The 13,881-nt window shown below is 64.9% G+C and carries 11 protein-coding genes; 10 read left to right on the top strand and 1 reads right to left on the bottom strand.

Annotated features, from left to right (window positions below; all coding sequences use genetic code 11):
* Positions 1-55 precede the first annotated feature (55 nt).
* The 4 genes from LAN61_09340 to LAN61_09355 all read left to right on the top strand — a co-directional run bounded on the left by LAN61_09340 (position 56) and on the right by LAN61_09355 (position 7,642).
* Positions 56-403 (top strand): hypothetical protein, encoded by a 348-nt coding sequence (locus tag LAN61_09340; protein ID MBZ5540708.1) that lies wholly within the window; start codon positions 56-58, stop codon positions 401-403.
* A gap of 104 nt (positions 404-507) precedes the next feature.
* Positions 508-3,912 carry a hypothetical protein gene (locus tag LAN61_09345; GenBank protein MBZ5540709.1) on the top strand — a complete coding sequence of 1,135 codons (3,405 nt, stop codon included), beginning with the start codon at positions 508-510 and terminating at the stop codon, positions 3,910-3,912.
* A 56-nt stretch (positions 3,913-3,968) separates the two neighbouring features.
* Complete coding sequence (locus LAN61_09350; protein MBZ5540710.1) at positions 3,969-4,604, top strand: hypothetical protein; 636 nt, start codon at positions 3,969-3,971, stop codon at positions 4,602-4,604.
* A gap of 89 nt (positions 4,605-4,693) precedes the next feature.
* Complete coding sequence (locus tag LAN61_09355) at positions 4,694-7,642, top strand: hypothetical protein (GenBank protein ID MBZ5540711.1); 2,949 nt, start codon at positions 4,694-4,696, stop codon at positions 7,640-7,642.
* A 16-nt stretch (positions 7,643-7,658) separates the two neighbouring features.
* On the opposite strand, the gene LAN61_09360 is transcribed toward LAN61_09355, so the two are convergent.
* Positions 7,659-9,983 carry a PAS domain-containing protein gene (locus LAN61_09360; protein MBZ5540712.1) on the bottom strand — a complete coding sequence of 775 codons (2,325 nt, stop codon included), beginning with the start codon at positions 9,981-9,983 and terminating at the stop codon, positions 7,659-7,661.
* Between the two features lie 235 nt (positions 9,984-10,218).
* Here LAN61_09360 and LAN61_09365 point away from each other — a divergent pair, with 235 nt between their 5' ends.
* From LAN61_09365 to LAN61_09390, 6 genes are all read left to right on the top strand, one after another.
* Positions 10,219-10,761 carry a hypothetical protein gene (locus LAN61_09365; GenBank protein MBZ5540713.1) on the top strand — a complete coding sequence of 181 codons (543 nt, stop codon included), beginning with the start codon at positions 10,219-10,221 and terminating at the stop codon, positions 10,759-10,761.
* Positions 10,715-11,293, top strand: coding sequence for a hypothetical protein (locus LAN61_09370; GenBank protein MBZ5540714.1), 579 nt, complete (start codon positions 10,715-10,717; stop codon positions 11,291-11,293). Before LAN61_09365 ends, LAN61_09370 begins: the two co-directional genes overlap by 47 nt.
* A gap of 80 nt (positions 11,294-11,373) precedes the next feature.
* Positions 11,374-11,937, top strand: a complete 564-nt coding sequence (locus LAN61_09375) for a hypothetical protein (GenBank protein MBZ5540715.1) — start codon at positions 11,374-11,376, stop codon at positions 11,935-11,937.
* Between the two features lie 96 nt (positions 11,938-12,033).
* On the top strand, positions 12,034-12,306 hold the full coding sequence (locus LAN61_09380; protein ID MBZ5540716.1) for a hypothetical protein: 273 nt from the start codon (positions 12,034-12,036) through the stop codon (positions 12,304-12,306).
* Positions 12,307-12,322: 16 nt separating this feature from the next.
* Positions 12,323-12,772 carry a lytic transglycosylase domain-containing protein gene (locus LAN61_09385; protein MBZ5540717.1) on the top strand — a complete coding sequence of 150 codons (450 nt, stop codon included), beginning with the start codon at positions 12,323-12,325 and terminating at the stop codon, positions 12,770-12,772.
* A 33-nt stretch (positions 12,773-12,805) separates the two neighbouring features.
* Positions 12,806-13,483, top strand: a complete 678-nt coding sequence (locus tag LAN61_09390; GenBank protein MBZ5540718.1) for a hypothetical protein — start codon at positions 12,806-12,808, stop codon at positions 13,481-13,483.
* Positions 13,484-13,881: the final 398 nt, after the last annotated feature.

Raw genomic sequence — 13,881 nt, forward strand, 5'->3', positions numbered from 1 at the left:
ACCCGGCCGGGATAAATTCCGGGCGGCGCCACACAATTGTTTTGGAGAGGACACGATGGCGATAACGATTGCATTGAGCCCCTTGAACGTGGACAGCAGCGCGAGTAACTTCGCGTACGCGATAGCGGCGCTGACCTTTTCGGGGAATTACGCGACCGGCGGGGACACGCTGGACTTCACACAGGTGGCGGACAAGATTCCGAGCACGCAGATTGTGCAGGCGTTCGCGGAATCACAGAACGGGAACGCGGGCTACTACGTGGCCGTGGCCGGGAGCGCGCTGAACAACTGGAAACTGAAGGCGTTCAACGGCGGCGGGACGGAAATTACGGCGGGAGCGTATCCGGCGAGCGTCACAACGGACGTAGTGCAGCTCTCGATCACGGCGCGCAAGCTGCTGTAGCACCAATTGCAGCGTGCGCCGTGTGCGGGCAGGATAAGGAAAAAGAGCACAGGCTGAAGCCTGGGCCACGGACGGGATCAGCGCAAGATGCGAGGGAAAACGCGATGAGGCTTCGTTGGATTTGGCTGCCGATAACGCTGCTGCTGTGGCCGCTGGCGCCGGGGGCGCGGGCGCAGAGCTCGCGCAAGGACGATATCGTTCTGAATGCCCGCGGATTGCCGCTGGCGGGTGCGACGGTACGGGTGTGCGCCATGCCGGCGTCGGGGCAGCCGTGCACGCCGCTGGCGCTGATCTATTCGGACGCGGCCCTCACGCAGGCACTGGCCAACCCGACGACCACGGACGGCCTGGGGAACTACTACTTCTACGCCGCGCCGGGGAAATACATGCTCGAGATTTCCGGGCCGGGGATCACCACGCGGCAGATCCCCAACGTGATTCTGCCGAACGATCCGACGGCACCGTCCTTCAGCAGCCTCTCGAGCTCGGGAGCGATGAGCGCGTTCTCGCTGAACCTGGGCGGCAACCTGACGGTGAACGGGAACGCCACGGTGGCGGGTTCGCTGGCCGGCGGGACGATGAATTTAGCGAATCAGGGCGTGGCGCCGGGCGCGGCGAGCGCGGGCACAGTCAATCTCTACACGAAGACCGCGGATAAGCGACTGTACTACAAGGACGACAGCGGGACGGAGATAGGGCCGGTGTCGGGCGGAGGAGCGTCCACCGGCGCGACGAACAGTTGGACGGCGCAGCAGAACTTCGATGCTGGAGCGGCGTTCAAGGGGCCTGATCCGTGGTTTGACGTTACGCGCTATGGGGCGCGGGCGGTGGCTGCTGGAGGCATTCCGCAGACCACGGCGACCATGGGAGCAGGGTCTACATCTGCAACCCTGGCTGGCGCCAGCACGTTTCAAAATGGCGATGGCCTGGTGGTCTATGGGGCCGGGGCGACGAACACGCTGACGACTCCCGGAGCGCCTACGGTCACACCCTCGCAGGATGCCGGACCCACGGGGATCGGCGTGGTCGTCAGTTCCGCAGCGGCCGCAACAACGTACAACTATCAAATCGTCGCGGTGACGAAGAACGGCGGAGTGACCGCCGCAGGTTCCGTGGGCACGGCCACGACCGGGGCCGCGGCGCTGGGCGACAACTCCGTCTCCATCACCAGCATCGCGCGGTCGAACAACACCAGCACGGTGACCTGCGCGGCTACCTGCGCGGTGGCGGTTGGAGCCGTAGTGTATGTTTCGGGCGCTTCGGACGTGACCTTTACCGGATTTTTTATCGTTTCCGCTGTCACCGATGGAACGCACTTTGCCTTTACGCAGGGACAAGACACGCGCGCCGGAGCGTCCACTTCCGCGACTGGCGGCACGCTGCACTGGTACGTCTGCAACCACCTCACCTGGACGGCGGTGCCGAACGCCTGGAAGTACTACATCTACGGACGCACGGGAGGCTCGTTGACGCTCATCGGCGTCTCAAAAGCGCTGGATGCAGTTTGGGACGATTACGGCGCAACGATGGATGGAGGAACTACTTTTCCTTCCTGGGTGCCGTCCACGCCCCCCGTTTCCGCGACGAACGAATGGCTTTCGACGACTATCGTGAGCGGAGCGGGCACGACGAGCGTGACACTTGCCAACGCCGCGACCAACGCCGTGAGTGGAGCCACATTTCTGTTCGATGACGTCCCTGGAATCATGGCCGCAATTACGGCCCTAAACGGCAGCAACAACAGCCGGGGAATACTGCGGTTCCCCTCTGATTTCTTCAACTATTACATCATCAACTCGTACCTGACATTCCCTGTTGGGAATGTATCCGTGCAGGCCGCGGGTCCGTTAATCGTCAACGAGACCATCGAAATTCCCAGCGGGATGTACTGGAACGGCCACAGTGGAGGCACCCTGGCGGCAACATCATTCGCTCTCTCCCCCGGAGAATTCGTCCGAGGAAACGGGAACCCGATGTTTTACGCAACGGGACGCAGCACCATTCACTTCGATGCGGTTTCCTTTAGCGGAGACATGGGCAATCAGCAGAATTTGATTCTTCTGGACACCGCTACGAACTTCACATGCGACTCCTGCGCGATTGTAAGCAGCAGTTCGCTCAACGATTACATGGGGATGGGCTTTATCGCCCGCGGCGATTTCTCGTTCAAGTTCCGAAACACCCTGATCTCCGGGGGCGGACCGTCCGCCACCGGGTCTACTCTCACCCCCGGTGCGCTTTTCCGCAAGCGCATCGGCGATGGCACAGCAGGCGCGAATTTCCTGTTCGAGAACTGCTGGCTGGTCGCCCGGGGAGTCGCGCAGGACTACACAGGAGCCAGTGGCGGCGTCAATTTCATACAGATGAAATACGTTCAAACGCAGAGCTTGCGCACTCCGGCGCTCATGTTTTCAGGAGCAGGCGTAAAGGGCCAGACCTATCTTGAGGGCTTCACCCCGGCGGATTTCGCTACACCGGTGGTTGCCAACTGGAGCAATCAGTACGGCATTCATGTGGTCAATTCGACCGGCCCCGCTTCGGGAGTGGGATTTGTCACCGGTAATCTCATACCCAATTTGACGTTCTTTAATTCTCCCGTTACTCCGGCTACAGCGGGACAGAACCGGGAAGTGTTGATAAATACCGAAGGGCAAATGATGAATGGCGGCCCTTTTATCTCTTCCGGTGTTCCTGCAACTTTAGGCGCCCTCGAAATGCGCCAGCAAATGCACTTTCCGGCGGGGAATACGCTGTTTTGGGATGGCGCAGTCATGACCGCACCGACCTGCGCGGTCGCCGCTGGCGGCTCCGTGCCGGTAGGTACATGGACGTATGCGGTTAGTCCGGTGTGGCAGGATGGAGGCGAGGGGCTATTGTCTCTTCCGTCCAGCGGGTGCACGACTTCCAGCGGCAACCAGACCATCAACATAAGTTGGACCGCGCTCACGGGAGCTTCCGGGTACAACCTTTACAGGTCAAACGGAGGCGGCTATACCCGCGTGAACCAGTCGCCCTGCGCCGGGCCGCAATTCACCACCACATCGTTTGCTGACACATTTAGTTTTTCCTGCGGTACCGGGGCTCCCGGCGCTGCTGGAGGAGGGCCGGTAAGTTTGACCGGCTCGGCGGTCTACACCCCTAAAATCACGTTAAGCGGCGAATCTTTCACCGCGAGCCCAAGGAGTCAACAAGACGTGTTTCTTCCGGGTGCGCTCACCTCGACATGGACCGGCTCGACCTGGACCCTCGACAAGGCCATTACCGTGACGCGCGTCGAGGCGCAGGCGAAAACGGCTCCCGCAGGATGCACGACGAATGCCGTGGTGCGGCTGACCGATGGCACAACTCCGGTGAATGTGACCCTCAGCGCCGCCGCCAACAGCAGCGGCGCAATCACGCAGAATTACGCGGGCGGGGCGGCCCTGACCATCGCCGTGAGCACGGCCGCCGCGGGGTGCACGACCAGCCCAGCGGACGTGAACGTGACGGTGCAGTACAAGATGCAGTAAAGCGAGCGGTTCGGCCCTTCGAGTTACTTCACTGCTGGAACGGAAAGGAAGCAATCGTGATGGCAGCAACGCGCGATGTGGTGTGCCTGGTGAACATCTGTCCGGAGAAATGGCCGCCGCGCCACCGGACCTATTTCGGCTCGCTGGAGATCCATTCGCCGGCGCCGGGGGAGCCGTACGCAATCACTCCGGTGCGCGGCGGGCGCGGGGTGATCGATCTCGGCGACAAGCGCACGATGGAGTACACGATCTCCGCGCGGGAGATCGCGGAAGACCTGGCGCGGGAGCTGAACGGCGACTCCGGGGAGGGAAGTTTCCACGGCGTGTTCGTGGCGGCCGGGGAAGCGCCCACGGCGGCGGAGCTGGCCGGGGCGCGGCGGCGGCTGCAGGAGTTCCAGGAGCGGCTGGTGGGCGCGGCGGACCTGGAATGGGAGCGCACGCACAATCCGATGTTCATCACGGACCTGGAGCGGCGGGCGGCGCGGCAACTGGGGCTGGAGAAGCCGTGGCTGTACGACCCCAAGCCCCTGGCGGAGTGCCCGGTGTGCGCGGAGAAGATCAAGCCGGGCGTGGCGGTATGCCGCGGGTGCGGAGCCATCCTGGACCGGGCGCGGGCCGCGCAGTTCGGGCTGGTTGCCGCAGAGGAAGAGAAGAAAGCCACGGAGACACCGAGGGCCCCAAAAGGGAAGTAAGGAAAGAGTTGCCAGGAGTCTTGCAGGCAGCTGGCCGTATTTTTAAGCGTACCCCGTTCTCCTGCAACGACGAGTTTTAACGGATTCCTATGACTACAGCGGGATCATACGACGCACCGATTGAGATATTTGGCGGGCTGGTGACGGATATGGCGCCGGCGGACCTGCCGCACGGGGTTTCGCCCGATTGCCAGGACGTGGTGTTCAGCAGCGGCGGGGTGGCGACGCGGCCGGGGCTGCAGGCGCTCTTCGGGCCGCTCGCCGGAAATCCGACGGTCAACTATTTGAAGACCTACGCGACGCTGAACGCCACGCTGCGCACGCTGGCCTTCGACGCCAACGGCGTGCTGTACAAGGAGACGACGCCAGGGACGCTGACCGGCATTGCCAGCGGGCTGGCGGCAAACGCCCAGGCGAATTCGACGGCGCTTTTCGGGCGGGAGTACCTGGCGATCAGCGACGGACGCACGGGCAACGACCTGCCGCGGCAGTACGACGACACGAATCTGGACCGCGTGAGCCAGGGCGGGCCGGGAGCGGGACCCTCGGTGGTGGAGGAAAACGTAGTGGTGAGCGTCGCGGCGAGTCCCAACGGAGCGACGCAGCCGGCGGCGGTGGCTATCGCGGCCAGCCCCAATGGCGCGACGCAGAACGGCTTTCTGGTGACCATCACGACGACGGCGGCGCACGGGCTCACGGCCGGGCAGTCGGTGACGGTCGCTGGAGTGCTGGTGGCGGGCTACAACGGAACGTTCGCGGTGGTCTCCGCGCCGAGCAGCACACAGTTCACCTACATCGCGGGGGTGTCGGGGCTGGCGGCCTCCGGGAGCGGGACGGCGGCGGTGGCGACGGCGACGGTCCAGACGGCGAGTGCGCACGGATTTTCCGTGGGGCAGCTGGTGACCACGTCAGGAATCGGCGTGGCCGGGTACAACGGGACGTTTGCGGTCACGGGCGTACCGGACGCCACGCACTTTACCTATACCGCGGGGAGCGGCGGCCTGGCGGCTTCCGGCGGGGGAAGCGCGGCGGCGGCGGGCAGCATCGCCGCGGGCGTGCATCAGGTGAGCGTGATCTTCAAGACGCGGCAGGGCTACCTGACGCATCCGAGCCCAGCCACGAGCTGGACGGCGAGCGGCGGCAAGCGCGTGGTGGTGACGAACATCCCGATTGGACCGGCGAACGTGGCGGCGCGCATTTTGTGCTTCACCGGAGCCGGCGGGGCGAGTTTCTTCTACGTCGGGAGCGGCGCGACGCTCTTCAGCGGGAACCTGGTGATCGGCGATAACACCACAACCTCGGCGACCGTGGATTTCTCCGACGCGATCCTGCTGGCCGGGACGAACGTGGACGACCTCTTTAAGCTGGTGGAACTGGGGGCCTGCGCCGGGGTGCTGGACTACGCGCAGCGGCTGTTCTGGTGGGGCGAACGCACCAAGATGAACAACTGGGTGAACCTGGGCTTCGACGGAGGCTTCACCGGGCCGGCGTTCCCGCACTACCCGCTGGGGTGGACGCCGGACGTAGTCTACGCGCCGGGGGGCACGGACGAGCAGAGCTTCGTGGTATGGGGGGCGGCGTATTCGATCGTGGGCAACGGGACGACGGCGACGCGCGGGCTGCTCACGCAGGGCGCGGTGCAGGATGCACTGGGAACGCCGCTGATCCAGGGGAACACGGACTACACGGTGCGGGCTAGGTGCGCGCGCAATGCGACGCTCGCGCAGGGCACGCTGCACGTGGATCTCTACAGCGCCAGCGCGGCGCTTACGACCACGGGGCTGCAACTGACGGCGGGGCAGCTCACGACCAGCTACGTGGAATACACGGCGCAGCTGACGGCGCCGCTGGGGACGATTCCCAGCGATCTCGCGCTGCGCATCTACGCCGACGGGACACCGAGCCAGTTCGGCCAGTTTTACATCGATTGCATCGAGATCTACCCGACGCTGCAGCCGGTGAACGCGACGCTGGTGCGGGCCAGCCGCGTCGAGGACCCGGAAAGCTACGACGGAGTGAACGGGTTCCTGAGCGTGGCGGAAAACAACGGGCAGGCCGTGCGCGCGGCGTTCAAGTTGCGCGAGCTGCTCTATTTCGTGAAGGAGCATTCGCTGTACGTGACGCAGGACGACGGAACGAACGAGCCGGCGTTGTGGTCGATCGCGGAGGTGTCGCGCAAGGTGGGCACGCCGTCGGTGCGCGGCGTGGGCCTGGGCGAAGACTGGGTGGTGATCGCGCACCGCTCGGGGCTGTATCTCTTTGCGGGCGGCGAGCCGGTGAAGATTTCGCAGGAAGTGCAGCCGCTGTGGAACACCATCAACTGGCAGTACGCGCAGACGCTGTGGGTGACGGTGGACACCAAGGAACGGCGCATCCTGGTGGGGGCGCCGTTCGGCAGTGCGACCTCGCCGAACAAGGTGCTGCTGCTGGACTACCGCGACCTGGATACCGCGGACCAGATCGCCACGCGCCCGCCGGTGAACATCACATTCGCGGGACGCAAGACGGCGGCGGACAAGACGCGCAAGTGGTCGCCGTGGTCGATCGCGGCGAATTGCTGCGCGGTGCTGCAGCGGGCGGATGGCACGGCCGCAGTGGCGTTTGGCGGCGGCACGCCGGGGGTGGGCGGCGGCGGGGCCACGGGCAAGGTCTATCAGCTCAGCGACACGCAGCTTTCGGATGACGGCGCGGCCATCGCCAGCTACTACATGACGCACTACCTTCCGGAGCGCGCCGTGGAGCAGCAATTGGATCTGGGAGCGCACCGCAAGCTGTTCACGTATCTGACGCTGTATGTGGAGGGGGCGGGTTCACTGGCGCTGACGGCGTATGTGGGCGCCGCGAGCGCGGCGCAGGCGCAGCAGCCGCTGGCGCTGAGCTCTCCGGCGCTGCGGGACCTGGAGCTGCCGATCAATGTGAGCGGGGAACGGGTGGCGTTCCGGGTGGGCACGGGCGCGGCGGGGGCGTGGTTCCGGCTGCAAAAGTTCATCCCCTCGGTGCGCGTGGATCCCTGGGCGCCGGTGCGGGGAGGGAATTAGCGGTGGCGGGCCGGAATCAGTCGAGCAGGGAGCGGACGGTGCGGCCGAGGACTTCGAGGAAGAAGGGCTTCTGGAGGAAATGGTCGCCGCGGGCCAGGGCCTCATCGAGGATGGAGCCTTCATCGGCGTAGCCGGAGATGTAGAGGACTTTGAAGCCGGAGCGAATTTCGCCGAGCCATTTCACCATGGCCGGACCGTTCATGCCAGGCATGACGGCGTCGGTGATCACGAGGTGAATCGGCCCTTGCTGCTTGCGGGCGATTTCGAGAGCCTGCTTACCGGATTCGGCGGCGAGAACGTTGTAGCCCCGGGCAGTGAGGAATTCGACGGCGACCTCGCGCACGCCTTCCTCATCGTCCACGACGAGAATGGTTTCCGTGCCGCAAAGGCTGCCGGCGCCGGGACGCGCTTCGCGCTTCTCGGAACCGGGCGCGGGCACGGCGGGCAGGAGGATTTCAAAAGTAGTGCCCTGCTCCAGGGCGGAGTTCACGGAAATCCAGCCGCCGCTTTGCTGAACAATGCCGTAGACGGTGGCCAGGCCCAGACCGGTGCCCTTGCCTAGCTGCTTGGTGGTGAAGAAGGGCTCGAAGATGCGCGCCTGGGTCACGGCGTCCATGCCGATGCCAGTGTCACGGACGGTGAGACGGACGTAGTCGCCGGAAGGAATGTCCGGATAGCGGTGCAGGAGCGCGGAGCCGGCGGGAACGCTTTCGGTTTCCACCGTGACCGTGCCGCCGCCGGGCATGGCATCGCGGGCGTTGACGACCAGATTGAGGACGACGCGCTCGATCTGGCCTTCGTCGGCCTTGACCCACAGGGGCGCGCGGGAAAGCGCCAGTTGCAAGTCCACCTCGGCGCCGATAAGCCGGCGCAGCAAGCTGGAGATGTCGGCGACGACGGAGCAGAGTTCGAGCACGCGCGGCTGCAGCACCTGTTTGCGGCTGAAGGCCAGAAGCTGCTGGGTGATAGCCGCGGCGCGATCCGCGGCGCGCTGGATGGCTTCCGCATCGCGCGCCACGCCCGGATCAATGGCCGGACGGCCGAGCAGCAGCTCGATGTGGCCTTGAATGACCATCAGGAGATTATTGAAGTCGTGGGCGATGCCGCCGGCGAGCTGGCCGATGGCCTCCATCTTCTGGGCGCCGCGAAGTTGTTCCTCGAGGTGGCGGCGCTCGGTCACGTCCTGGGTGATGCCGCGCATGGCCAGGACTCTGCCACTGGCATCGCGCAGGGCGCTGCCGTTACTGGCCAGCCAACGCACGCTGCCGTCGGGCCTGCAAATGCGAAACTCCACGGCATAGGGCACCTTGGCCCCGGCCGAGGAGGCGTGCAGAGCCTGCCGGATGCGCTCGCGGTCGTCAGGGTGGACGTGCGGAAAGAACTCCTCGAGAGTTCGCGGGGCGTCCTTGGGTTCCAGACCGTAGAAAGCGCATTGCAGGTCATTCCAGAAAAGGGTGTTCGTCTCCAGGCGCACCTCCCACATGCCCAGGTGGGCGGCTTCCAGGGCCAGGCGCAAGCGCGATTCGGACTCGCGCAAGGCCTCCTCGGTCTTTTTGCGGTCGGTGATGTCGTACAAGATGCCGTAGAAGATGGGAGACTGCGAGCCGACTTCACCGCCCGGCAGCAGCATGGCTTCGTCGCGAAACCACACGATCCGGCCGTCGCCCGCGATGATGCGGTACTCGATCAAGAAGGGTTGCCCAGTTCGCCGGGAGCGCTCTTCCTCGAGGATCGCGCGTTCACGATCGTCCGGATGGACGTGCTTATACCAGCTTTCGGAGTTCGCGAGCCATTCCTCGGGGGAATAGTCGAGGTAGTCGCGGATCTGCGGGCTGACGTAATACCAGCGCCCGACAGCTCCGACCTCGGCAATATAGGCGATGCCCGGCAGGCGCTCGATGAGGGAGCGATGGCGCTCTTCGCTCGTGTGCAGGGCCAGTTCCGATTTCTTGTGCTCGCTGATGTCGCTCAGCAGCCCCTGGACAAATTGCGGCTTGCCATCGAGGCCGCAGCTGACGCTGGCGACTTCGCGAATCCAGCGGGAACTGCCGTCCCGCGCTACCAGGCGGTATTCGATTTCATAATGGCCTCCGCACTCCTGAATCTGCTGGCGGGCTTCCAAGGCGGAAGCCCGGTCATCGGGATGGACGTGCTGGATCCAGACATCGGGCGTGGAGAGCCATTCTTTAGCGGGAACCCCGGTCAGGTCTTCAATTTGCGGGCTGACGCACTGCCACTGGCTAAGGTTGCCGGGCTGGGAAATATAGAAGACGGCCAAGGCCTGCCGGGGCGGGGTACTGAGGGGATTGCCGAAGCCCCCTGCCGGGCCTACGGGCGCCATTTTGTTGGTAGAGGAGGGCGCAGCGGTCGGCGCGGCCACAGAAGGGCTACGGCGAGCCGCGCGTGGCTCGGACAAGAAATCTTTTCTTGACCCCATCTGCCCATCCCTACTTACTGTGGAGTGCCGATTGCCTCAGGGAAGCCCCGGCAACAGCATGCGCAGTTTCGTAAAACCAATCGTTTTTGTCAATGAACCGAACGGTGGGGGAGTTTCTTCGCAGAAACGTTAAGTACTCATGCTGACGATTGCCCAACTGGCGCCGCTCAAGGAACGCGATCCCTATCTTTACGAGACGCTCACCAAGCTCGTGGCGGCGGTGAACGCCACCGGCCAGCGCGCCGGGCTGGATCCCGGGCAGCCGCTACCCGCGCCGCCGGCGATTGCCGCGCTGACCGTGCAGGCCGCCAACGGCTGGTTCGATCTGGCCATCAGCGACCCCTCGGGTGCGCGGCCGGGGCTTTTCTACTTCGCCGAATCGGATACCACGCCGGCCTTTGCCGCGCCCCGCGTCTACTTCCTGGGCGCTTCGCGGAACCTCTATGTGCAGCTGGGCAATCAGACGCTGTACTGGCGTGGCTATTCCCAGTACATCGGGTCACACCCTTCCGCATCTGTAACGTACGGGAATCCGCCGGTCGCGGTAACCGGGGGTGGGGCGTCCGGGCCCGCGCCGCTGCCCTCGACCGGGAGCGGTACGTTGCCTCCAGGGGTGGTGCGCGGCGGAAATGGCTTTGGAATTCTCGGCAGCGGGCGGCTGCGCGGGCCGTCGCTGCTGTGAGCACGGTTTTCAGGCGCACGTGATCGTCCGCGAATACCAACCGGAAGACCTGGAGGCCCTGCGCGCCCTGCATGCGGCGCAAGGCTTTGCCTATCCGTTCCCGGACCTGGGCGATCCGCTGTTTGTGACCCGGCTGGTGCTGGCGGAAAAGCCCGGGAACCAATCGCCGGGCGCTCCAGGGGAAGAAAATCGCCAGCGGCACGCCAGCGCTACCCAGGGACGGATCGTGGGGGCGGCGCTGCTGCGCCTGACGGCGGAAGCCTATCTGCTGCTGGATCCGCGCGAGGGGACGCCGCGGGAACGCTGGACGCGCCTGCTGGCGCTGCATGCCGCCACGGAGGGCGACGCCTGGCGGCGCGGGCTAGAGGACGTGCATGCCTGGCTGCCGCCGGCGATCGCCGGAAAATTCGGACGGCGGCTGGCGCGGCTGGGCTGGGTGCGCGACGACGCCTGGACGCCCTATTGTCGCCGGCTGACCGATGAAAAAGGTGAGATGGTAAAAACGTCAAATCGGCCAGAAGCGGCGGGCTAGAGGGGAATCCCCAGGCTCTTCAATTCTTCAAGCTTTCGACTTTCGACTTTCGACTCTTCAACTTTCCTCCGGAGGCTTCCATGGGACGTGGCGCACAAGCAGCGACGCAGCAAGCCAGCGATCAGGAACGCGCGCGCATCAACGCGCTGAACCAGCAGTTTCTCGGCGAACGCTCGCAGATCGGCAACCTGCTCCTGCCGCAGTATCAGGACATTCTGCAGAATCCCGGGCTGAGCGCGGCGGACAAGGCCGCGGTTACCGGGCAGTCGCAGGGGGCGCTGGCCAGCGCCTTCGACGCGCTGCAGCAGGCGGCGCAGAATCGCCTGGCGCGCACGCGCAATTCCGCCGGCTTCGGCGAGTTGGCCGACGAGTTGGCGCGGCAGCACGGGAGGGACGAGGCCAATCTGGCGCAGCAGAACGACCTGACCTTCTCGAACGAGGCCTACCGCCGGCGCATGAACGCCCTGCAGGGGCTCTCCGGCCTCTTCGGGGTGGACACCAGCCTGCTGGGCCGTTCGCTGGGCATTCCCGCCGATCTGCTGAATGTACGCGCCAATGCCTCGCGCAGCGGCGGCGGATTTTTCTCCGCGCTGGGCTCTTCGCTGGGCCACACCCTGGGCGCGGTTCCGGGGATGTTCTTCTAAAACAAGAATGTCGAACAGTTGAAGAGTCGAAAAGTTCCGGAACCGCCGGGGCTGCGTGACCGCCCCGCTTGGCGCGCTCCACGGCACAGGGGGCCCATGCCGCACATTCCGATCAGCCTATTCCTGACAGCCGCGTCCTTATTGGTACAAACTGTGGTGTTTCTGCGCTGGCTGCACCGGCGCATGCGCGACGATGAGATCGCGCGCACCTTCGTGCGCGATGTCGCCACCAATCACCTTCCGCACATCTACTCCGCGCTGCGCCAGATCGCCGAGCAGCAGGGAATTTACCTGGAAGAGCCGCCGCTGGTGCAATTCCTGGAAGTAAACGGCCGGCCGCGCCGCTGGCGTCACAGCGCAACGCGTTGACCGCTTTGCGGCCACAATGATGACTCCTCCTCCGGAAGATCTGGTCGCCCTGGCACGTGAGTTCGCCGCCGCGCACGCGCTCGACCCAGCGCTGGTCTGCGCGGTGATCGAGCAGGAGTCCGCGTGGAACCCCTGGGCCATACGCTACGAGCCGGCGTTCTTCGTCAAATATGTGGCGCCTATGTATACCAACAACAAAATCTCCGCGACAGAAGCTTATGCGCGCGGCTTTTCCTGGGGCCTGATGCAGGTCATGGGACAGGTGGCGCGGGAAAATGGATTTGCGGAGGCCTGCCTCACCGAGCTGTGCGCGCCCGGGCAGGGAATTGCCGTGGGTTGCCGGGTCCTGCGGAAGAAGCTGGCTGCGGCCGGGGGCGATGTCGAGCGCGGTTTGCTGGCCTGGAATGGCGGGGCCAATGCCGGGTATCCTGCGGCGGTCCTGGCGCGGAAGAACCGCTACGCGTGAGAGCTACGGAGTGGAAGCGTTGAACAGCGAAAAATGCAGGCGGCTTCCCTGGCCGCGATCGTGAATATGACTTCTTTGTGGATACGCGCGCTCGCCGTTCTTGCGGTCTGCGCGCTGGGCGCTTTCTTTGTGCGCGAGGAGATTGCCTGGCGGCGGGAGCGGGCACGACTCACCGAGGAGATCGCCGCGGCGCGCAAGCTGGTGCAGGAGGCCGACGCCCGGCAGCGCCAGCGCGACGCCGAGCTGGACGCGGCGCTGGGACGGATTGCGCTACGCAAGCGCGCCGTGCAGACGCCGCAGGAGATCGTCCGCGAATTGCCGCGCGATCTGCCGCTGCCGGCGCCGATCACCCTGGCGGCTGAAGGGACGGCGGCCCAAAAACAGCCGAGTGCCCCGGCGCAGGCAGCGGGCGAATCCCGTGCGCCGAGTGCCGCCGTGGCGGATAGCAACCGCCCCGCACAGCTCCCCGTGGAGGACCTCAAGCCGCTTTTCGATTTTGTGCAGGACTGCAAGTCGTGCCAGGTTGAATTGGCCGGGGCCCGCGGCAATCTCGCCGATGAACGCGCCAAGACCGCAGCCCTGACGCGGGAGCGCGATGCCGCCCTGCGGCTGGCCCGCGGAGGCGGATTCTGGCGCCGCACGGCCCGCGCCGCCAAGTGGTTTGCCGTGGGAGCCGCCGCCGGAGCCGTAGCGGCGAAGGCCGTAAGATAGCCCAGCCAAGCCACCCTAGGGAGCCTCCGGGGCCGGGGAAGAGGCCTGCTCCTGAGAGACCCGCAGGCAGATCCTTTCCATGTGTGACCGCGAAGCGGTCACACATATGTGCGTGATAAATCGCCACGCGGGAATTCTCTCGTCATGCTTCCCAACATGCAGACAACAAGATGAATACCACGCGCGGCTGGCGTCTCCCCCCACGCCAGCCGCATTGATCATCTCTAGTCCTCAGACAAGAGGTGGGAAAGGCCCAACGGAGAAGGCTGGCGCCATCGGCTCAGGAAAGCTCAGCAGGGGAAGTGGCAGGAGAAAGAGAGTAGACGCAGAAATCCCCAATAAAGCTAAAGATAGCGCTTGACAGCATGTCCTATAAGATATATTATGTTAACTAAGAA

The sequence above is a fragment of the Terriglobia bacterium genome (genome assembly GCA_020072785.1).
In the GTDB taxonomy this organism is placed as follows: domain Bacteria; phylum Acidobacteriota; class Terriglobia; order Acidiferrales; family UBA7541; genus Acidiferrum.

Excerpts from the sequence above, each read along its gene's own strand:
- LAN61_09340 (MBZ5540708.1), top strand. The coding sequence starts at position 56 with ATGGCGATAACGATTGCATTGAGCCCCTTGAACGTGGACAGCAGCGCG.
- LAN61_09345 (MBZ5540709.1), top strand. The coding sequence starts at position 508 with ATGAGGCTTCGTTGGATTTGGCTGCCGATAACGCTGCTGCTGTGGCCG.
- LAN61_09355 (MBZ5540711.1), top strand. The coding sequence starts at position 4,694 with ATGACTACAGCGGGATCATACGACGCACCGATTGAGATATTTGGCGGG.
- LAN61_09360 (MBZ5540712.1), bottom strand. The coding sequence starts at position 9,983 with ATGGCGCCCGTAGGCCCGGCAGGGGGCTTCGGCAATCCCCTCAGTACC.
- LAN61_09365 (MBZ5540713.1), top strand. The coding sequence starts at position 10,219 with ATGCTGACGATTGCCCAACTGGCGCCGCTCAAGGAACGCGATCCCTAT.
- LAN61_09375 (MBZ5540715.1), top strand. The coding sequence starts at position 11,374 with ATGGGACGTGGCGCACAAGCAGCGACGCAGCAAGCCAGCGATCAGGAA.
- LAN61_09380 (MBZ5540716.1), top strand. The coding sequence starts at position 12,034 with ATGCCGCACATTCCGATCAGCCTATTCCTGACAGCCGCGTCCTTATTG.
- LAN61_09385 (MBZ5540717.1), top strand. The coding sequence starts at position 12,323 with ATGATGACTCCTCCTCCGGAAGATCTGGTCGCCCTGGCACGTGAGTTC.
- LAN61_09390 (MBZ5540718.1), top strand. The coding sequence starts at position 12,806 with ATGCAGGCGGCTTCCCTGGCCGCGATCGTGAATATGACTTCTTTGTGG.